At 72.7% G+C, this 20,433-nt stretch carries 12 protein-coding genes; 8 read left to right on the forward strand and 4 right to left on the reverse strand.

Annotation, left to right across the window (positions count from 1 at the left end; genetic code table 11):
• The first annotated feature begins 133 nt into the window (after nt 1–133).
• The 4 genes from POL72_RS01685 to POL72_RS01700 are packed head-to-tail and all read left to right on the forward strand — an operon-like array spanning nt 134 to nt 9,061.
• The gene (locus tag POL72_RS01685) at nt 134–3,226 is read left to right on the forward strand and encodes a vWA domain-containing protein (protein WP_272093198.1); all 3,093 of its coding nucleotides are present in this window, start codon (nt 134–136) and stop codon (nt 3,224–3,226) included.
• Nucleotides 3,223–4,938 carry a pre-peptidase C-terminal domain-containing protein gene (locus POL72_RS01690; RefSeq protein ID WP_272093200.1) on the forward strand — a complete coding sequence of 572 codons (1,716 nt, stop codon included), beginning with the start codon at nt 3,223–3,225 and terminating at the stop codon, nt 4,936–4,938. The genes POL72_RS01685 and POL72_RS01690 overlap by 4 nt, the downstream gene beginning before the upstream one ends.
• On the forward strand, nt 4,922–7,444 hold the full coding sequence (locus tag POL72_RS01695; RefSeq protein ID WP_272093202.1) for an NAD(P)-binding domain-containing protein: 2,523 nt from the start codon (nt 4,922–4,924) through the stop codon (nt 7,442–7,444). Before POL72_RS01690 ends, POL72_RS01695 begins: the two co-directional genes overlap by 17 nt.
• 45 nt (nt 7,445–7,489) lie before the next feature.
• A complete protein-coding gene (locus tag POL72_RS01700; protein ID WP_272093203.1) occupies nt 7,490–9,061 on the forward strand; it encodes a vWA domain-containing protein in 1,572 nt (523 codons plus the stop codon).
• A 39-nt stretch (nt 9,062–9,100) separates the two neighbouring features.
• Here POL72_RS01700 and POL72_RS01705 read toward each other — a convergent pair whose 3' ends face one another.
• Nucleotides 9,101–10,486 carry an NHL repeat-containing protein gene (locus POL72_RS01705; protein ID WP_272093205.1) on the reverse strand — a complete coding sequence of 462 codons (1,386 nt, stop codon included), beginning with the start codon at nt 10,484–10,486 and terminating at the stop codon, nt 9,101–9,103.
• 747 nt (nt 10,487–11,233) lie between these two features.
• Here POL72_RS01705 and mltG point away from each other — a divergent pair.
• The 4 genes from mltG (at nt 11,234) to POL72_RS01725 (ending at nt 15,429) form a co-directional block, all read left to right on the forward strand.
• Nucleotides 11,234–12,502, forward strand: a complete 1,269-nt coding sequence (gene mltG / locus POL72_RS01710) for an endolytic transglycosylase MltG (protein ID WP_272093206.1) — start codon at nt 11,234–11,236, stop codon at nt 12,500–12,502.
• Nucleotides 12,503–12,718: 216 nt separating this feature from the next.
• Entirely contained in the window at nt 12,719–13,699 is a 981-nt protein-coding gene (locus POL72_RS01715) for a quinone oxidoreductase family protein (protein ID WP_272093208.1), read from the forward strand.
• Between the two features lie 56 nt (nt 13,700–13,755).
• Nucleotides 13,756–14,661: a TauD/TfdA dioxygenase family protein gene (locus tag POL72_RS01720; protein ID WP_272093209.1), complete on the forward strand. Its 906-nt coding sequence runs from the start codon at nt 13,756–13,758 to the stop codon at nt 14,659–14,661.
• Nucleotides 14,662–14,778: 117 nt separating this feature from the next.
• Entirely contained in the window at nt 14,779–15,429 is a 651-nt protein-coding gene (locus POL72_RS01725) for a hypothetical protein (protein ID WP_272093210.1), read from the forward strand.
• Nucleotides 15,430–15,441: 12 nt separating this feature from the next.
• Here POL72_RS01725 and POL72_RS01730 read toward each other — a convergent pair whose 3' ends face one another.
• Genes POL72_RS01730 through POL72_RS01740 form a run of 3 tightly spaced genes read right to left on the reverse strand, consistent with a single transcriptional unit; the run spans nt 15,442 to nt 20,314 of the window.
• A complete protein-coding gene (locus POL72_RS01730) occupies nt 15,442–16,923 on the reverse strand; it encodes a cation:proton antiporter (RefSeq protein WP_272093211.1) in 1,482 nt (493 codons plus the stop codon).
• The gene (locus POL72_RS01735; RefSeq protein ID WP_272093213.1) at nt 16,920–18,257 is read right to left on the reverse strand and encodes a cation:proton antiporter; all 1,338 of its coding nucleotides are present in this window, start codon (nt 18,255–18,257) and stop codon (nt 16,920–16,922) included. Before POL72_RS01735 ends, POL72_RS01730 begins: the two co-directional genes overlap by 4 nt.
• Nucleotides 18,254–20,314, reverse strand: coding sequence for a DUF8459 domain-containing protein (locus POL72_RS01740; protein ID WP_272093215.1), 2,061 nt, complete (start codon nt 20,312–20,314; stop codon nt 18,254–18,256). The genes POL72_RS01735 and POL72_RS01740 overlap by 4 nt, the downstream gene beginning before the upstream one ends.
• Nucleotides 20,315–20,433: the final 119 nt, after the last annotated feature.

The following is a 20,433-nucleotide window of genomic DNA, read 5'->3' on the forward strand; positions in this document are numbered from 1 at the left end:
GGCGACGCGCGCACGTGTGCGCCGCGACCGCTTTTCGCGCATCACGCAACGCGCAGGCGAGAGGCCTGGACTTTGCCTTCTGCGCCCAGGTACAATTTTCCCGACAGCACCCTAGTGGAAGGTAGAGAAGCCGATGGCTGGTCCTTCGACCAAGTGGATGGGAGCGCTCTCCCGATCAGGCTCCGCCAGCGCGTGGGCGCCGAGAGCGCTGCTGCTCGTGACGTTGCTTACCGCGTCGGCCCTCATCGCCGGTTCGTGCCATGGAGGCAACAACGCCGGTGAGCCGCCGCAAGGGGGGACGGACTGGCCCGACGGTGGGCCAGGAACGGGCGACCCGTGCGTCGACGGCGAAGAGATCGAGTGTCACGTCACCGTCGGCGAGCACGAAGGCGTGCTGACGTGCCTCGACGGGATCCGGCGCTGCGAGAACGGGCGTTACGGCAGCTGTGACGGGACGATGACGATGCGGAGATCGCCGTCCGGCTCGGCGCCGCAAGGGGGCGGTGAGAGCGGGTATCCCCACCCGCTCGCCAACTCCGATGCCTCCGACGGCGGCCTGTGCGCGACCAACCCGTGCGATCCGACGTGCCAGTCGTTCGAGGAGACGCCGGACGGGGGGCCCATCAGCCTCGGGGGGACCGGCCCGACGTACACGTGGTCGGTCGGCGACATCAACGAGCTGCCCGATAACGTGGCGCGGCAGGGCACGCGCCAGCCGTGCACGACCAGCGAAGACTGCCAGTTCGACCAGCACTGCGACGACCCCGCGCGGGGCGCGTGCGTTCACGATCCGTGCGGGACCGGCGTGTCGCTGCTGGAGAACTGCAGCGGGTGCGCCAAGAAGGTCTGCGCCGCGAACCCGAACTGCTGCACCTATACGACCATACCGGCCGACTGCGGACACGACGCCTGCGTGGACACCCCCGGCGTCGCGAGCAACATGACCACGACCTGCGGCGACGCGTGCGTCCAGACCATCTGCGCGAACCATCCGCGCTGCTGCGATATCACGTGCGCTACGACGATGGACTGCACGAACGCCATCGGGCCGTACAGCAATTGCGTCGCCCCAGGCCGCTGCACCTGGCCCACCATGGGGCCCTCCGCCATGATGTGTCCCACTGGAACCATCGTGTTGGGGACCGGCCGCTGCACCGGGACGTGGAGCGCGACCTGCGCGGGCTATGTCGCCACGGAGTGCGGTGGCAAGACGTGCAGCACGATCGCGCCGAAATGGGACGCGAGCTGCGTTGCCCTGGCCGGGTCGCTGTGCGGCTCCACCTGCGACACCGATCCCGGCTGCGCGCACGACAAGTGTTACACCGGCGAACGGCTCGTTGCGTCGTGCAATCCGTGCGTGCAGAGCATCTGCGCGACGGTGCAGGGCGCGAGCTGCTGCTCGCCGACGGGCGAGTGGACACAGAGCTGCGTCGACCTCGTGGAGAGCGTCTGCGGCGAGACCTGCCCTCAAAAAGGCCTCTGCAAGTCGTACATGCCGAACGAGACGGACCCCACGTGCGCCCTCCCGGACCTCACGATCGGCGTGCCCTGCGGCGGGACGGTCCCGGTCTGCAACCGTGGCACCACGGCGGCCCCCGCAGGCATCAACATCCACCGTTATCCTGCGGGCGCAAACCAGATTCCGTCCTCCGCCCCGAACCGGATCCTGAACGCGTGCAGCCCGAGCGGCGGCACCCCCGCCTGCACGACGACGCAGCCGATCGCCCCTGGCGAGTGCATCAGCGTGGCCGGCTGCACCGGCCTCACCGCGGGGATGGAGCTCGTCGTCAATCCCCCTGGCGCTGGGCATATCGCCGAGTGCCGGTGCGGCAACAACGGGAGCATCTATCAATCGGCCATGTGCGAGTCCCCCGCCTGCATCGCCACGGCCAGCGTGTCGCTGGTCAGGCCGGTCACCCTGTTCGTGGCGCTCGATCGCTCCAACTCGATGCGGCAAACGCTGGCGGGGGCGGACGTCAGCGCCCTGCGGTGGGACCCGGCGAGGAACGCGCTCAAGGCTTTCTTCCAGGATCCGGCGTCGGCCGGGCTCGGCGTCGCCTTGCGGTTCTGGCCGCACAACAATCCGGGCAACTGCGACGGCTCCTCCTGCGGCGTCCCCCTCGGAGACGGCTGCAGGAATGCGCTCATCCCGTTCGACGGCACAGCGGCCCGGCGGCTGACCGAGGACCCCGCGCCGTGGGATCAGCAAGAGAACGCGCTCGTCAACGCGCTCTTCCCCGGCCCCAGCACCAACGGCGATACGCCCATGTACCCGGCGCTGCAAGGCGCCACGACCTGGGCGATCAACTACAAGAACGCCCATCCCGAGGAGGAGGTCGCGGTCGTGCTCGTGACCGACGGCATCCCGTCGGACTGCGACACCGTCCCCAACCACATCGGGGCCCTGGCGCGAAACGCGTTCGCAAATTACGGCGTCCGCGTGCACGCGGTGGGCTTCGGCAACTCGAACACGGAGATCATCAACTCCATCGCGGATCAAGGCGGTGGACAGGCGTTCAACCTCAACGCCGGCGCGGGCTTGCAGACCACCCTCCTCAATGCGCTCGTCTCGATCCGCGGAGAGGCGCTGCCCTGCGACGTCACCGTCCCGACCGCGGGCGTCTCGGATCCCGCGTCGGTGTCCGTCGTCTACGAGACCGCCGCCGGCGTGGAGACGACGCTCACGCCCCGGGCCGGGATCGGCAGCTGCGGTACGGGCTGGTACTTCGAGTCCGGGAACACGAACGTGAAGCTCTGCCCGCAGACCTGCACCAACATCCGCGCGAACCCGGGCGGGAAGGTCCGGGCCATCGTGCCGTGCACGACGACGAGCGTCACGGCCATCACCACGAACTGGGAGCAGTACCACGGCGTCTGTCCGCCCGGGACCAAGACCCAGTGGGGATACCTCAGGTACAGGACGACGACCCCGGGCGACTCGAGCGTCGAGTTCTTCGTGAGAGCGGCGGATGACCCCGCCGACCTCGCCTCGGCGACCGTCAGGCTCGCCGCGACCGCCCACGCTGCGCCGACCGACACCCGGATCTGCGATGAGACCTCGGCGCCGCCGTGCGCGGTCGATCTCTTCGACGTGCTGCAAGAGTTGCCGGACGCTCGAACGGAGTACCTCGATGTCCGGATGAGGCTCAATCCGACGAGCAGCGGAGGGGGCGGCGTTCAGGTGCAGGACTGGGAGATCACCTATTCATGTCCGGATACAGAATGAGCCGAAGCACCATGGCAGCCGCGCTCTTGTGCGCGGCAGGGGTGGTCGCGGCGTGCGGCGGCGATGACGAGGCCGGGCGGCCGAGGCCCCCGGGGCTCTCGAGCGGGGCCGGCACGGCTGGAGGCGGCGACGGCGGCGGGGGCAGCGGGGGCGCCCCGCCGGGCGACTGCGGGAACGGCGTCGCCGAGCAGGGCGAGGCGTGCGACGGACCCGACCTCGGGGGCACGACCTGCCAGAGCCTCGGCTTCGATGCCGGCGAGGTCCGGTGCAGCCCCGAGTGCATCCCCGACGCCTCGGGCTGCTCGGGCGTCGAGGTGTGCCAGGACGGGCGGGACAACGACGGCGACGGCGCCGTCGACTGCGACGATCCGGAGTGCGACGAGGCCTGCGCGGACATGTGCGCCGCGCCCGTGGCGCTCGCGGATCCCGGGGCCGCGACCGGCAACACCAGCGGCCACGCGGCCGTCCAGAGCAGCTGCTCGCTGGAGAGCCCGGGCGTCGCCTACACGTTCACCGCGACGACAACCGGGTTCCTCGACGTGGTGCTGACCCCGCACACGGACGCGCCGCTCGTCGCCGAGCTGCGCAGCGCCTGCGACGATCCCGCGACCCGGGTCGAATGCGGCATGCCCAGCATAGGCGCGGGGATCGACAACCGGCTGACCGTGCCGGTTCGCGAGGGCGATGCGTTCTATGTGATCGTCACGGGAGCCGACGCGGACCAGGCAGGGGCGTTCGAGCTCGGCGTGCGGAGCCGACAGACCGCCTGCGGGGACGGGATCCAGGATCCGACGGAGCAGTGCGACAACGCCCTCGGTCAACCGGACGACGGCTGCAGCGATAGCTGCCAGCTCGAGGCGACCGAGGTGGAGCCCAACGACACCATCGCCACCGCCAACACCTACACCGTTCCGTTCTTCGCCGCGATTCATGCCCCGACCGATGACGATGTGGACGTCGATGTCGTGCGCGTCACCGTGCCGAGCGGGCCGACGGACCTGATCGCGGAGACCGCGGCCGTCACGAGCTCCGACTGCCTGACCGGCCGGATCGACAGCGTCATCGAGATCCTCGATGAGAGCGGCGGGCTGATCGTGCGGCGCGACCGCGGGGACAACGGCCTTTGCGCCCGCGCCGTCGCGCCGTCGCTCGCCGCGGGCGATTACTATGTTCGCGTCTCCTCCGTGCTCGGCTCCGGGGCGGCGACGTTCCCGTACCGCCTCGACGTGACGCTCGTCCACGAGGTGTGCGGGGATGGCACGATCAGCGCCGGAGAGCAGTGCGACGACGGCAACACGGACGCTCTCGACGGGTGCAGCGCCGGCTGCCGCTTCGAGTTCGACGAGACGGAGCCCAACGGCACCCCCGCGCAGGCCGACGCGTACGCCGCCTCGTGGCTCGCGGAGATCTCGCCCGCAGGCGACGTCGACGTGATCGCCGTGAGCGTGCCGGGGCCTCGCTCGACGCTGCACGTGAACGTCGGCGATAACAATACCGAGGCTTGCCTGAGGGGGCAGATCGACAGCTACATCGAGATTCTCGGCAATGACGGGACCACCGTGCTCGCGTCCGACGACGATTCGGGGGTCGGCTATTGCTCCTACGCCTCGCTCACCGACCTCGCCGCGGGCACTTACTATGTGAGGCTCCGCGCCGCGCCGCTCGTCCCCGATGCGACCTTCTTCTATCGATTGAATGTCACGCTCCTCTAGCCCGACCGGCGGAGGCCGCCGGGCGGCGGCGCCGCCATCCGGCGGCGCGGACGACGCGGCGCGCCCTCACGATCCCACGAGGACGCTCTACCGCGCCGATCTCTCCGATCCGCGCCAGCGCGCCGCCCAGCCACGGGAAGTCATGCGGGGGCGCGCCGCGCGCCGCGCCGAGGCGACCTCCGACGTCACCCGCTTCCGGGGCGTGCTGCCGGCCACGCTCGCGGGCGCCGTCGCGACCGGCGCGGCGGCGCTGCTCTTCCCGCCGCCGGGGGGACATGCGGCGCCGGGGCCGCTCTCGCTGCCCCACGCGCGCGCGCAGCTCGCGTGCGCGTCCTGCCACGCCGAGCAGGCGCCCTCCGCGCCGCAGGAGGCCGCCGCGGCGCGGGAAGCCGCGGCCTCGCGCGGAGCCGCTGCAGGCGCCCGCGTCGATCAAGCCTGCGTGGGGTGCCACGGCGCCCACGGCTCCACCCGCAGGAGCCACAGGCAGCTGCTCGCGAGCGGCGCGCTGAGCTGCGCCACCTGCCACCCCATCCACCGCGGCGATCAGGGCGTCGTGTTCGATCCAGCGAGGCCGCCGGTGCGCTTCGCGCCGGGCGCCGAGGTCGAGCTCCCGAGGTCGGCCTTCCGCCCGGGCCAGCCGGCCACCGTCGCGATCGTCACGGCCGGGAGCTGCGCGCCGTGCCACGACCTCGCCGCGCCGCGGGATCCCATCGCGCGCTGCCTCGTCGCGGCGCAGGCGCCGCTCGGCGACGCGCGTCCGATCACCTGCTTCGACGAGCACCGCCCTGCCCTCCCCGAGGACGCCGCGACTGGCCGCGCAGGCGGCGACACACGCCCCGCCGGCCGCAACGCCGGTCGCGCAGGCGGCGACACCAGCCCCGCCGGCCGCAACGCCGGTCGCGCAGGCGGCGGCACCAGTCCCGCCGGCGTCTGCAGCGGGCAGCACACCGAGGACCGCGCCCTCGCCTGGGATGCGGCGCGCGACGCCGCCACGGCCTTGCCCCTCGTGAAGGCCGGCGCCACGCCCGGCGCGCCCGCCCTGCTCTGGATGGGCGCAGGCCTCGCCGCCGCCGCCCTCGCGTTCGCGGGCGCCCGCGGCGGCCACGCGCTGCGCGCGCGCCGCGCGCGGCGATCGGCGCGCGACGCCGGGGGCGAGGACGCGATGCTCCGCCCCGCGGCGCGCGTGCGCCTGCCCCGGATCGACACGACCACCTGCCTCGGCTGCTACGCGTGCGTCGACGCGTGCCCGTACGACGTGCTCGCCGTCGAGAAGTACGTCGCGGTCGTGGCCCGCCCCGAGGCGTGCTGCGGCCTCACCCTGTGCGAGCAGCGCTGCCCCAACGGGTCGCTCACCATCGAGGGCGGCGCGCCGATCGCCGATCGCCCGCGCCTCGGCGACGACCTCGGCAGCCTCGATGTGCCAGGCCTGCACCTCGCCGGCGACGTCACCGGGCTCCCGCTCATCAAGAACGCCATCCACCAGGGCGCGCACGCCGCGACGCGCATCGCGGAGGACCTGCGGCAGGCCGGCCCGCGCGGCGCGAGCGGTCAGGAGCTCGACCTGATCATCGTGGGCGCAGGGCCCGCCGGGATCAGCGCCGCGCTGCGCGCCAAGGAGCTCGGCCTCTCGTTCGAGGTGATCGAGCAGGGCAGCGTGGCGCAGAGCATCCAGAGCTTCCCGCGCGGCAAGCTGGTCTTCGATCAGCCGCTCGACCTGCCGATGACCGGGAAGCTGTGGCTGAAGGAGTCGACCAAGGAAGAGCTGCTCTCCCACTGGCTCCGCATCGTGCGCAAGGAGCGGCTCCCGATCCTGCAGGACACCCGCATGGTGTCGGTCGCCCGCGCGGCCGGCGCCGGCGCGCCCGCCGTCGACGCGACGGCCGGCAGAGGCGCGCCCGCCGAGGCGAAGGCCACGGCCGGCTTCGTCGTCGTCACCGAGCCGCGCGAGGGCGGACCGCGCACCGAGCGCCACGCGCGGCGCGTGCTGCTCGCCATCGGCCAGCGCGGCTCGCCACGCCGGCTTCCGTTCGAGCTCTCCGCCGAGGTGGAAGGTCGGGTGTACTACCACCTCGCCGACGCCCGGAGCCTCGCCGGCAGCCGCGTGCTGATCGTCGGCCTCGGCGACGTCGCCATGGAAGCCGCGATCGCGCTGTCGCGCCAGCCGGCCACCGACGTCACCGTCGTCTACCGTGGCGCCGGGTTCCGCCGCGGGAAGACGCGAAATATCGAGGAGTTACGAAGGCTTGCAGCGGCGTCCCGCCTCTCGCTCCTGTTCGAGACCGACGTCTCCGCCCTCGCCCTAGATCCGGGCGGCGCGCTCGTGGCGACCCTCGCTTCGCCCTCGGGGGCCCGGGCGCATCCCTGCGACGCCGTGCTGGTCCTGATCGGGAGCATCCCGCCATGGAGCGCCCTCCGCGCCGCCGGCGTCCGGCCGACCGCAGAGCCGTCAGATCGTTCCGCGCTCGGCGACGTACAAGGGACCACGCCCGCGGTCCCCGCGCCGTGAGTCCGTCGTAAGCTCGGGGGGCCCAGGCCGTTCTCTGGAGGAGCCATGAAGCCGACCCACGTCGCCCTGTTCTCCGCCCTCGGCATGATGTTCACGAGCCTCTCCGTCTACTCCCTGGCGCCGTCCGGGGGCGGGAGCTCCGTCACGGCGGTCCGCGAGGTGATCACCGAGCCGCCCCGCCAGGTCCCCGAGGCGACGGGCGGCGCCGTGGCGGCGGTCGATCCGAGCCGCTTCACCACCGGATCGCGGCTGATGCTGGAGGGGCGCGTCGGTCACGCCCGCCTGCCTCGCTCGGCGCAGGAGACGTTCCTGATGTTCGAGGTCCGCGGCGACGGGGCGCCCGCGAGGTCGCAGGCGCAGGCGAACCTCTCGCTGGTCATCGATCGCTCCGGATCGATGAAGGGCACCCGCCTCACGAACGCCGTGCAGGCGGCGACGACGGCCGTGAGCCGCCTGAACGACGGCGACGTCGTGTCGGTGGTCACCTTCGACACGAGGACCAGCGTGGTCGTGCCGCCCACCACCGTCGGGCCGGACACGCGCGGCCGCATCCTCGCGAGCGTGCGCGGCATCTCGCTCGGCGGCGACACGTGCATCTCGTGCGGCATCGAGGAGGGCCTCTCGCTGCTCGGCCAGACGAGCGGCGGCGTGAGCCGGATGCTCGTCCTCAGCGACGGCGACGCCAACCACGGGGTCCGCGACGTCCCCGGCTTCCGCGCGATGGCGCAGCGGGCGCGCGATCGCGGCGTCGCCATCACGACCATCGGGGTCGACGTCGATTACAACGAGAAGATCCTGTCGGCGATCGCGCTCGACTCGAACGGCCGGCACTACTTCGTCGAGAACGACGCCGCGCTCGCGCGCATCTTCGAGGCGGAGGCCGAGCAGCTCACGGCGTCCGTCGCGAGCGGCGCGGAGCTCGCGATCGACCTCGCGCCCGGCGTGGAGCTCGACCGGGTCTTCGATCGCTCGTTCCGGCGGGCCGGCGGTCAGGTCATCGTGCCGCTCGGCGCGTTCGCGGCGGGGGAGGTGAAGACGGTCCTGCTCAAGGTGCGCCTCGGCGGCCTCGCCGGCGACGCGCGCGGCGACTCCCCCGTCGCCGACGTGGGCCTCACCTACCGGGACCTCGTCGCCAGGACCGACGCCCGGTGCGTGGGCAGGCTCGGCGTCGCGATCGCGGACCGCGACGCCGACGCGAGCGAGCTCGACGCGCTCGTCGCGGGGCGCGTGCAGCGCAGCGAGACGGCGGCGGCGCTGAAGCAGGCCAACTTCCTGTTCGAGCAGGGGCGGCTCGACGAGGCGCGCAGCAAGCTCGGCGCGCAGCAGGAGTCGCTCAAGAAGGCGGCCGACAAGGCGAAGGCCAGCGCCCCGGCGAACCGCGCGAAGGACGTGGCGTCCGATTTCGAGGGCCAGCTCGCCGCGCTGGAGCGGGCGGGCACGGACTTCGCCACGCCGCCGACGTTCGCCACGCCGCCGCCCGCCGCCGCCGCCGCGGAGCCGGGTGGCTTCGCGCAGGCCCCGGCGGCAGCGGCGCCGCGGCCCGCCCCGGCGCAGTCCCGCCAGGGCAAGAGCGCCGTCCGCCGCAACGAGGCGGAGGCCTTCGATCTCGCGCGCTGACGCGCCGCTCGGGACGAACGGCGCATGCCGCGCACGCCCTCAGGGAGTGAGCTGGGCGAGGAAGACGTCTCCGCTCCCCGCATCGATCAATGTCGTGCCACCGAAGTTCACTGACCCGAAGAACAACCCCGCAACGACAGCGTTCCCGTTGCTGTCGATCTTGAGGGACGAGACGCCCTGCACGTCCGTATCGCCGTACCTTTCACTCCAGATGTGGGTGCCGCTGTCATCGAACTGGGCCACGAACGCGTCGTTGTTGCCTGCGCTGGTCAGCGTACCGCCGCCGAAGTCCACCGCGCCCACGATGTCGCCGGCGACGAAGACGTCCCCCGAGCCGTTGATCGACACCGAGCTGGCCGCGTCCGAGTTCGTGTCGCCGAACGTGTGGTTCCAGAGATGCGTGCCGCTGTCGTCGAGCTGCGCCACGAAGATGTCGGAGTTCCCTGCGCTGGTCAGCGTGCTGCCGCCGATATCGATGTCGCCGTCGAAAGAACCGACGACGACCACGTTCCCGAGGCTGTCGGTCGCCACGTCCGTGGCTAGTACAGTTCCGGAATTGCCGAACTCGCTTTCCCACAGGTACGTCCCGGAGCTGTCGAAACTGGCCACGTAGCCATTGTAAAGAGCCGGGAAGGTGGTAGCAGCGGTCGGCCCGCCGCCGAAGTCCATCTTGCCGGCATACCACCCCGAGATGATGATGTTGTCGTTGCCGTCAACCGCGAGAGCGTAAGCCCCCCCGTCGTGAACGGCCGAGGGGGTGCCGAAGAACCGCCCGAAGATGGGACTCCCGGAGCTGTCGAGCTTCGCCAGGAAGACTTCATTGGAGGAGCTAGTCCCGGTGTCGCTGCCGAACGTGAGGGTACCCCAATAGTTCCCCGCGATGATCACGTTGTCCGAGGAGTCCACCGCGATCGCCGTTCCCTCGGCGTATTGGTTGGAGGTGAAGCCAGTACTCCACACCAGGTTGCCCGAGGCGTCGAATTGCTTGATGAAGATGTCGGCCAAGGTGAAGGTCGGGTCGTAGGCGGAGCCGATGACGTTGACGTTGCCCGCGCTGTCCGTAGCGACGTCCCTCACGACCATAGCCGGCATTATATGGCTCCAGAGATAGCCGCCGCTGTCATCGAGCTTCGCAATCATGCACTCGGATCCTGTCGGGACGAGCGGCCCACCGCCGAAGTCCATGGCCCCATCCGAGCACGCGGTGATGATGATGTTATCGGACCCGTCCACAGCGATCTTGCTGGCGTACTGAAAGGAGGTGTCGCCGTAGCGCTTGCTCCACCCGTGAACCAGCGGCTGCCGGGAGGTGGTGACAGGCTCCGAGGTGCGAGGCTCATCGCCATCGGGTAGCGTGCCGCAACCGGCATTCAAACAAACCACGGACGCCACACTGACCAGCTCAGCAAACCACGATTTTCGCATGATAATACGCTGCTCCTTCTCGGGTGAACCCGGGACATCACCGCCACACCGGCGACACGATCGACGCAACACCCCTGCACCGCAGATAGACCGCTAGGCACACGACTGGACGTCAACAGTTTGTATCCTTGGTCACATACATACAACTTGTCAAGCAATTTTGATTCTTGCGCATCCGGCAGATCCGGCGGTGATCTCCGCAGGCTGAGACCAGGCATCAGCCTGCGGGGCGCTGGCCCCACATTTCATCGCAAGGCCATATGACCGGCACTGCCATGCGGACATGACGATCGTGCGCCAGCGCCGGCGGAGAAGTCGCGTGCTTCGTAACCTGTGGGAGCTCACGGTGGTGTTCCGCAGATGCAGCCGTGACATGTCACGGTGGAGCGTGTTCATCACGGGAGCTTCGCGGGCACCTTGAGCTTCGGTGGCACGTCGCTGACCAGCCTGAGGACGAGCGACGGCTTCGTGATCCGGTACGGCAACGCAGGCCAGGCCCCAGCGGCAGCGGCGCCGCGGCCTGCCCCTGCGCAGTCCCGCCAGGGCAAGAGCGCCGTCCGCCGCAACGAGGCGGGGGCCTTCGATCTCGCGCGCCGACGCGGGTCGAGGCAGACGGCGCGCTCCAGCCCCAACCCTGAGCGCGCTCCAGCCCCAACCCTGAGCGCGCGCTCCAGCCGCTGCCCCGCAGCGACGCGGGGCGTTGACGGCGTTGACACGCGTCGGGCTTTCGGGTTTTGACTCCCGGCGGTGGGCGTTCGACCTAGGGCGAGTCGGCCGGGAAACCGCCGGACGGGTGGCGACGGCGCGCAAGGCTCGCCGCCGCGCGACCCGTCGTCCACGCGGAAGACAACCCCCGCGCGGCGCGCGCGGGGCGCGGGGCAGCGCTCGCCGGCGTCGCGGCGCCCCGCCCAGCCCCGGGCCGGGCGCGGGCGCGCGCTGCTCCTCGGGCTCGCGGGCGTGGTCGCGGCGGCGTGCGCCGCGCTCCTCGCGCTGGTGTTCGGCTTCGGGCGCGCGAGGGCGCCGGACCGGGGGCGCGTCGTGGAGATCAACTGGCCGGACGGGCTCGACGCGGGCGAGGCGGCCGCGCTCCTCGCGGCCGAGGGGCTCGTCGAGAGCGAGCGCGCCATGGCGCTCTACCTCGGCGCGACGGGCGGCACCGAGGCGTTCGTGCCGGGCCCTCACCTGCTCTTCGAGGGCGCGACGCCGCGGGAGCTCCGGCAGCTGCTCACGCGTGCGGAGGGGCGCCCCACGGCGAAGCTCACGATCCCCGAGGGATTTAGCCGCTTCGACATCGCCGCCCGGCTGGAGAAGCTGCGCATCGCCGGCCGGAAGACGTTCCTCGCGGCCACCGCCGACGGCGCGCTCCTCGACGCGCTCGGCATCGAGCGCGGCGGCGCCGTGGGCGCGGAGAGCGCGGAGGGGTACCTCTTCCCGGCGACGTACGAGCTCGCGCTGGACTCCGACGCGCGCGACGTGGCGCGGCGCCTCGTCGCCGAGTCCGACCGGCGGTGGAGCGCGCTCGCGGCGCAGGGCAAGGACGGGCTGGCGGCGCTCCAGGCGACGCTCGGCTGGGGTCGCCGCGAGGTGCTCACGCTGGCCTCCATCATCGAGAAGGAGGCCGTCGTCGAGGAGGAGCGGCCGCTCATCGCGAGCGTGTTCCTGAACCGGCTCCTCGATCCGAGCTTCCGCTCTCGCAAGCTGCAGTCCGACGCGACGGCGCTCTACGGCTGCGTCGCCTGGCCCGAGGAGGCGCCGTCGTGCGCAGAGTGGAGCGGCAAGCCCACGCCCGCCGTGGTGCGGGATCCGAAGAACCGCTACAGCACCTACGCGCACCCGGGGCTGCCGCCCGGGCCGATCGCCAACCCTGGTGCGCCGTCGATCGCGGCCGTGCTGGCGCCCGCGGCGACGAAGTACCTCTATTTCGTGGCCGCGGGCGGCGGTCGCCATCGGTTCAGCGAGAGCCTGGACGACCACAACGACGCCGTGCAGAAGCGCAGGGACGCGACGGCGCCCTAGGCGCGAGCGGCGCGACACGGGAAAGAGCTCTCCTGCGCGAGGCGCCGCTCTCGGGCACGACACGGGGCCGCAGAGAGAGAGCCGTCGGGCGAGCCGAGCCGGTCAAAGGGTAGCGCAGCTGCCCCCTCCGCCGTCCTCATCCACGCCGTGCCCTTGCGTTCCGAGCCGCCGGGGACGAGGGAGAGCGAGCGGCGGCGCGGAATGGGGGGACGTTTCATGGGACAGGCAGTCCGATTCCACGAGACCGGCGGGCCGGAGGTCCTGCGCTGCGAGGAGGCCATCGCCGGCGGCCCGGGCCCCGGCCAGGCGCGGGTCCGGCACGTCGCGGTGGGGCTCAACTTCGCCGATACCTACTTTCGCACCGGGATCTATCCCGTGCCGCTCCCCAGCGGCATCGGGGTCGAGGCCTCCGGCGTGGTGGAGGCGGTCGGCGAGGGCGTCACGAACGTCGCGCCGGGCGACCGGGTGACATACACCGGCTTCCTGGACACGCTCGGGGCGTACTGCACCGAGCGGATCGTCCTCGCCGCACCGCTGATCCGGCTGCCAGAGGGCATCAGCCACGAGACGGCCGCTGCGATGACCATGCGGGGCCTCACGGCGGCGTACCTGATGCGCCGCATCTGGCCTTTGAAGGCCGGCGACAGCATCCTGCTGCACGCGGCGGCGGGCGGCGTGGGCCTGATCGTGTCGCAGTGGGCGAAGCTCCTCGGGCTCACGGTGATCGGCGCGGTGTCGACCGAGGCCAAGGGGGAGATCGCCCGCGCCCACGGCGCCGATCACATCCTCATTTATGGCCGCGGCGACGTGGCCAGGCGCGTGCGCGATCTGACGGGCGGGGCCGGCGTGTCGGTCGCCTACGACGGCGTCGGCAAGGACACGTTCGCCGGCTCGCTCGGCTCGCTGAAGCGGCGCGGCCTGCTCGTGTGCCTGGGCGCGGCCTCGGGCCCGGTGCCGCCGCTCGACGTGGCGCTGCTGGGGGCCAAAGGATCGGTGTTCGTCACGCGCCCGGCGCTCGCCGACTACATCGCCGATCCCGAGGAGAAGAGAGCGCTCGCGGGCGAGCTGTTCGACCACGTCGCCGCGGGGCGGATCCGGGTCGAGATCAACCAGCGCTACAGGCTGGAGGACGCGGCGCAGGCGCACCGGGACCTCGAGTCGCGCAAGACCACGGGCTCGTCGATCTTCGTCGTGTAGCGCGTGTCGGGACCGCAGATCGCGCGCCGACGCCAGTGCATCCAGGAGGACCGGACATGACAAGCACAGCGACAGCCGGCTCGGGCGCCGCGCGCGCGGTGAGGCGCGGATCCATCGAGGTCGAGCCGCTCACCTGCACCATCGGCGCCGAGCTCCGCGACGTGAGCCTGGCCGACGCCGCGCGCGACGACGCGCTCTTCGCCGAGATCAAGGCGCTGCTGTTGAAGCACCGGGTCCTCTTCCTGCGCGACCAGGACATCACCCGCGCCGACCACGTCGCGTTCGCGAGGCGCTTCGGCGAGCTCGAGGACCACCCCGTCGCCGGCAGCGATCCCGATCATCCGGGGCTGGTTCGCATCTACAAGGACCTGAACAGCCCGCCGGAGCACTACGAGAACTCCTATCATTGCGACGCTACATGGCGCGAAGCGCCGCCGATGGGCTGCGTCCTGCGCTGCGTGGAGACGCCGGACGTCGGCGGCGACACCATCTGGGTCAACATGGTCGAGGCGTACAGCCGCCTGCCCGAGCACATCAAGCGGCAGATCGCCGGGCTGCGCGCCAGGCACAGCATGGAGGCCACCTTCGGCGCCGCCCTGCCGATGACGGAGCGCCACGCGCTCAAGGCGAGGTACCCCGACGCGGAGCACCCGGTGGTGCGCACCCACCCGGAGACCGGCGAAAAAGTCCTGTTCGTCAGCAGCTTCACGACGCACTTCGTCAACTTCCACACGCCGGACAACGTCCGCGTCGGCCAGGACTTCGCGCCCGGGGCGAGCCACCTGCTGAGCTACCTGCTCAGCCAGGCGGCGATCCCCGAGGTCCAGGTCCGCTTCCGCTGGAGGAAGAACAGCGTCGCGCTCTGGGACAACCGCTGCACCCAGCACTACGCGGTCCAGGATTACTGGCCTGCGGTGCGCAAGATGGAGCGCGCCGGGATCGTCGGCGACCGGCCCTACTGACCACCCCTCGGCGCCACGAGAGATCAGGGCGCCTTTGCTCTCGTCGCCTCGGGGGTGGCCGCGCAGCGCCCCGCTTCCTGGATCTGCGCGCGCCGCGGTGTAGATTCGCGCGCCATCATGCGCCGTCCCGCTCCGTTCCTCCTCGCGCTCTCCGCTCCCCTCGCCTTCTCTGCCGCTGTCGCCAGCTGCTCGCCCCGCACCGCGCCCCCGGCCGAAGTGACGCAGGCCGCCTCCGCGACCGCCGCTCCGGCAACTCCCCCCGACCCCGCCGCTTCGGCCTCGAGCGCTGCGCCCACCGCCAGCGCTGCCCCCGCCGCCAGCACTGCCCCCGCCGCCAGCGCCGCGCCTGCCACCAGCGCCGCGTCCGCCGCCAGCGCCGAGCCTGCCGCCAGCGCCGCGCCCGATCCGGCGGCGCCGGCCGACGCCGGGCCGCTCCCGAAGGTCAAGGTCGCCAACATCGGCATGCACATCGGCGGCGGCCCGCACGACGACTTCACCAAGGAGCCGATCAAGCGCTCGGTCGCGCCCCACTTCGACGAGTTCCGCCGCTGCTTCGCGCTCGCCGAGGACCCGACCAAGGGCGGCGACTTCGGCATCGATCTCCGGATCGAGAGGGACGGCGGCAAGGCCGAGGTGCGCAAGCCCCGGACGGCGCTCAAGGGCAAGGCGTTCACGCAATGCGTGGTCGGCGTCTTCGAGCGGATCGACTTCCTCAAGCCGAGGAAAGGCCCCACCGTGGTGAGCTACTCGCTCCGCTTCACCCCGTGACCGGGCCGCGGCTCACCCGTGGCGCCCGAGGTTCGGCAGCGACCCGCGCGAGGCCTCGACCGCCGTCTCGCCGGCGCGGTCGAGCGCGTACTTGAAGAGGATCGGGCCGAACACCTCGTTCAGCGCCACGCACCCGACGACGAGCGCGCGGAAGCCGGCGCCGAGGCTCGGGAACGCGCGCTCGATGGTCAGGCTGATCCCGAGCGTCAGCCCGGCCTGCGAGATCAGCCCGCACCACGACCACTTCCTCAAGAGCGGCGGATCGTCCGCCAGCCGGTTGCCGATGCGGTTCGCGACCCACGTCACCAGGGCGCGCGACGCGCCGAAGAGCAGCGCGACGGGCCACATCTGCCGCAAGAGCGGCAGGTCGAGGTGCGCGCCGGCCGTCGCGAAGAACAGCACGAACACCACGCTCGCCGCGTCCTCGACCGCGTGCACCAGCTTCTCGCCCTGCTTCGACAGGTTCGCCACGACGAAGCCGGCCACCACGAAGACGAGCAGCGCGTCGAAGCGGAGGTACCGCAGCACCTCCGTCGCGCCGAAGCCGAGCGCCACGAACACCAGGATGAGCTGGCGGCCGATCAGCCGCATGTAGGCCGCGAGCGCGAGGCCGAGCGTCGTGCCGATCGAGATGCTCCCCAGGATCTCGCGGCCGAGCAGCTCCATCTCGTGCATCGACATCGTCGTGCCCGGCTCGAGGAGCGGCCGCACCGTGGAGAGCGCGACCGCCGTCACGACGATGACGATGATGTCCGACGTCATCACGAACGCGAGCGTGTGCATCGCGACGGGGCCGGTCGCGCGCGTCTGGGAGAGGATCCCGAGCACGGCCGAGGGGCTGCGGGTCACCGCGATGACGCCCCACAGGACGGCCACGCCGAACGCCGCCGTGGTCGAGAGCTCGGCCGCGAACGGCACCAGCGAGCGCGCCGCGTAGAAGACGCCCGTCATCGCCACGAAGACGAGCGCCGTCTGGACGACGTTGTGCAAGAGGATGCTCTTCAGGCTCTTCTTGACGACGTCGATCCGAAGCTCGGCGCCGCCCGCGAGCGCGATGAGCGCCAGCGCCAGCGCGTTGACCCGCGAGATCTCCTCCACCGCGTGGTGGTCGACGAGCCCCAGGACGTGCGGGCCGGCGATGATGCCCGCGAGGATGTAGCCCGAGATGTGCGGCAGGCGGAGCGGCTCGACGAGCTCGCTCGCGAGCGTGCCCGCGAGCAGGAGAAAGCCGATCGAAGCGACGGCCCCTGCAGGCCCGTGTTCGTGAGGGACAGCGCGCGTCGTGGCGTAGAGCAGCCCGAACAGGATCACGAGCGCGACCGCGTGCGTGAGGTGGTTCAGCGGCCCCTTGGGGGCCGACCCGTGGTGGCGCGCGGCGGGCACGCCGTGCTGCTCGGCGGGCGCAGCCGGATCGGCCGGCGCAGCCGGGCCGGCGGGCGTGACCGGGCCGGCGGGCGCGGCCGGCTCGACCTCAGGGAGTGCTGCGGCGCTCACGGTGACACCTCTTCATTCCTCATCCCTCCCCCACGCTGCGCCGCGGGCGACGGCGGGGCGCCCCTCTCGCCTCCCTCGCCCGGCGCGGCGTCGCGCCCGGCGCGGCCCAGGCCGCGGCCGAAGAAGAGCGACTCCCGCTCGGGCGCGGCGAGCTCGCCGGCCTTGCGGAGCGTGGCGCGCAGCGCCTGCGGCCCGACGAGCTCGCCGAACACGGCCGCGGCCGCCGCGGCGAAGAGGACGGTGTGCCCGACCGGGCCCGGGAAGCGCAGCGCGAAGGCGAGCCCGACGCTCATCGCCACCGCGCCGGACGAGAGCAGCCCGAGGCCGAGCCACGGCGACGTCTCGCGCGCGTCGGGCGACACGACGCGGAAGACGAGCCCGGTCGCGAGCTTGCCCACGAGCCTCGCCCCGAGCGCGATCGCCACGATCCAGGGCAGGAACGGAGCCGCCTTCATGTTCACGTGCGCGCCCGCGAGCAGGAGCGCCGGCAGGATGACCGGCCGCTCGGTCGGCGCGACCATGGCGACGATCTCGTCGCGGTGCCGCGAGATGGCGGCGATCGTCACGCCCATCGCGAACGCCGCGAAGAGCGGCGACAGGCCGACCCGGGCGCTCGTGCCCATCGTCAACAGCGAGGTGCCGAGCAGCACGCCCCAGCTCTGGATCAGGCGGAAATCGCTCCCGAGGAGCACCACCGCGATGAGCCCGAGCACCACGCCGATGAGCGCCGTCACGACCGTCCACCCCCAGAACGGGATCGGCCACTGGGCCGTCGCCTGCGGGACGAGCGCGAACGCGCCGCCCATCATGAGCAGCGGGCCGAGATCGTCGCAGTCGGCGATGTCGGCGATGAGATCCGAGAGCTTGCCGCTCGCGCTGTAGCGCTGCGTGACCCACAGCACCGCGTGCCGCGTCGTCTCGGCGGAGACGGCGCCCACGCCCGCCGCGAGCAGCGCGCGGTCGCCGCGCTCGAGCGAGGGAACGCCGTACGCCGCCGCGAACCAGACCGCGGCGGCCACCGCGCCGCCGGTCAGGAGGCTCATGAGCACGCAGAGCGCCATGCGGGACGGCCGCACGCGGCGGCTGCCGACGAAGCCGAAGTCGAGGCCGACGACGAGCGCGAGCCAGCCGAGCGCGACGCCCGCCACGGGCTCGAACGCGGCGAGCGACGAGGGCTCGAGCAGCCCGAGCGCCGAGGGTCCCAGCACGAAGCCGAGCACGACGTACTCGGCGCCGGAGGGGAGGCCGATGCCCCGGAGCACGCGGCCGCTGACGAGCGAGCTGCCGAGGTACGACAGCACGAGGAGCCCCATCAGGAGCCAGACGGCGTTCACGAGGCGGCGCCCCGGTCGACCGGCGCGGGCGCGGCGCGCCGCGCGCCCCCGGAGGACGCCGGCGCGCGCCCGAGCGGGATCTCCGCGGTGACGAGGGCCTGCGCCACCGCGATGAGCCAGCGGCTGCGCACGTCGTCGCCGTCGCAGGCCATCGTGGCCCGGAAATGAGCGCCCCCCTCGTCGATCGCGACGAGCGCGGCGCGGGCCCGGCTGCCGAGGCCCGAGCCCGTCTTCAGGAGCAGCTCGCGCACCCGCTCGAGATCGGCGGCGGGGTCGACGCTGATCTCGACGGCCACGACCGGAGGGCGGCCGCGGATGCGCGTCGGGTGGAACAGGCTGAGCAGGTGCGGCACGCGAACGACGCAGCCGTCCTCGTCCTCGAGGCGCGCCTCGATCAGCGTCAGCTCGCGGACCCGCCCGGCGCGGCCGCCCACGTCGGCGATGTCGCCGACGCGCAGGCGCCGCCCGTAGATGACCGAGAGGCCCACGGCCGCCGACGCGATGAGCGGGGCGCTGGCGAGCCCGGCCGCCGCGAGCACGACGAAGCCGATCCGCGTGAGCGCCCCCTCGTCGGTGCCGGTGATGAGCGGGGCCGCGAGGAGCAGCGCGGCCACGAGGATGCCGAAGCGGACGAGGACGCCGGTGGCGACCGCGAGATCGGACGGGAGCCACCCGAGCGACGTCTCGCCCCGGCTCACGCTCCCGAAGAACAGCCCCACGAAGCGGATGAGGACGACGACCGCGAGCGTCGCGAGGATCGCGAGCACGAGCACCGGGACGCTCCGCGCGATGCGCCCCATGAGCTCCGACATGGGCGCGAGCACGAGGCCGGTCAGCTTCTCGCTGGTGCCGCGCGTGGAGGCGAACAGGGAGAGGGCGAAGAGGATCCAGATGTAGGCGATGCCCAGCCGGACGAGCACGCCGGCGGCGCCGAGCGCGACCGAGAGCGCGCCCTGCGACGCGGCGGGCCGGAGCATCTCGATGCCGCGGACGTGGAGCGCCGGGAGCCGCTCCGGGTGCTCGGCGACCCAGGCGTGCCCTCGCTCGACGAGCTCGCCGACCTTGCGGAGCAGGAGCAGCGCGATCAGCCCGGAGAAGACGAGCAGCGAGAACGAGAAGACGCTCGTCGCGAGGCGGCTCCGGCTTTGCTCCTTGGCGAGGACGTCGCGCACCGTGCCGGCGACCGCGGCGGCGTGGGCCGCGACCGTGGTGTGGCCCGCCGCCGCCGCGTCCTCGGGGCCGAGGTGGACGAGCGGGCGGTCGCCGACGTAGACGACCGCCACGCCGTCCTGCTCGTCGACGCGGACCTCGGGGACCGCCTTCTCCTGGGCGGCGCGCTCCAGCACGCGCGCCGCCTCACGGGCGCGCTCCGGGGGAGAGAGGCTGCCCCGGTGCACGCGGAGGGCGAAGACCGTCCTGCCGAGCAGCTCGACGCGCGCCTCGGGCTGCTCGACCACGGGAGGCGAAGGCTGGGGCTCGGGAGCCACCGGCTCGCCCTGGTCAGCGGCCGGGGCCGGCGGCCCGACCGACGCGGACGCCGGCGCGACCGGCGCAGGCGGCGGCGCGGGAGGCCGCGCGACCGGGGCGGGCGCCAGCACGACCTCCGCGGACGCGGGCGTGGCCGGCTCGGGCGATGGCACGACCTGGACGAGCGGAGGCTGCACGGAAGCCGGCGCGGGCGCGAGCTGCGTGGGCTCGAACGCGGCCTGCGGGGGCGCGAGCTGCGAGGGCGCGGGGGCCACCTGCGACGGCGCGGGCCAAGCCTGCGAGGGCGCGGGGGCCACCTGCGACGGCGCGGGCCAAGCGTGCGAGGGCGCGGGCCTGGCCTGTGAGGGCGCGGGGGCCACCTGCGACGGCGCGGACGCGGCTTGCGACGGCGCGGGAGCGACCTGCGACGCCACGGGCCTGGCCTGTGAGGGCGCGGGCGCGGCCTGCGACGCTGCGGGCGCGACCCGCGAGGGCGCGGACGCGGCCTGCGCCGGCCCGGCGAACGCAGCGCCGGCGGGAGCGATGAGGCCGGCAAGCGCGACCAGGAGCGCGGGGAACAACCGCTGCACGCTGGCACTCTCGGCCGGAGACAGGCCGCCGGTCAAGCGGCGCAGGACGCGAGACGGCCTCGGCCGCCAGCCCGCGACAGGCGACGCGCGATCGCCTCGCGGTGGTCACGCGCGCTCGA

Source organism: Sorangium aterium, assembly GCF_028368935.1.
Taxonomy (GTDB): Bacteria; Myxococcota_A; Polyangia; order Polyangiales; family Polyangiaceae; genus Sorangium; species Sorangium atrum.

What these genes read in the sequence shown, in the direction of transcription:
- POL72_RS01700 (WP_272093203.1), top strand. Translation starts at nt 7,490, where the DNA reads ATGAAGCCGACCCACGTCGCCCTGTTCTCCGCCCTCGGCATGATGTTC.
- POL72_RS01690 (WP_272093200.1), top strand. Translation starts at nt 3,223, where the DNA reads ATGAGCCGAAGCACCATGGCAGCCGCGCTCTTGTGCGCGGCAGGGGTG.
- POL72_RS01720 (WP_272093209.1), top strand. Translation starts at nt 13,756, where the DNA reads ATGACAAGCACAGCGACAGCCGGCTCGGGCGCCGCGCGCGCGGTGAGG.
- POL72_RS01705 (WP_272093205.1), bottom strand. Translation starts at nt 10,486, where the DNA reads ATGCGAAAATCGTGGTTTGCTGAGCTGGTCAGTGTGGCGTCCGTGGTT.
- POL72_RS01725 (WP_272093210.1), top strand. Translation starts at nt 14,779, where the DNA reads ATGCGCCGTCCCGCTCCGTTCCTCCTCGCGCTCTCCGCTCCCCTCGCC.
- POL72_RS01715 (WP_272093208.1), top strand. Translation starts at nt 12,719, where the DNA reads ATGGGACAGGCAGTCCGATTCCACGAGACCGGCGGGCCGGAGGTCCTG.
- POL72_RS01685 (WP_272093198.1), top strand. Translation starts at nt 134, where the DNA reads ATGGCTGGTCCTTCGACCAAGTGGATGGGAGCGCTCTCCCGATCAGGC.
- POL72_RS01695 (WP_272093202.1), top strand. Translation starts at nt 4,922, where the DNA reads ATGTCACGCTCCTCTAGCCCGACCGGCGGAGGCCGCCGGGCGGCGGCG.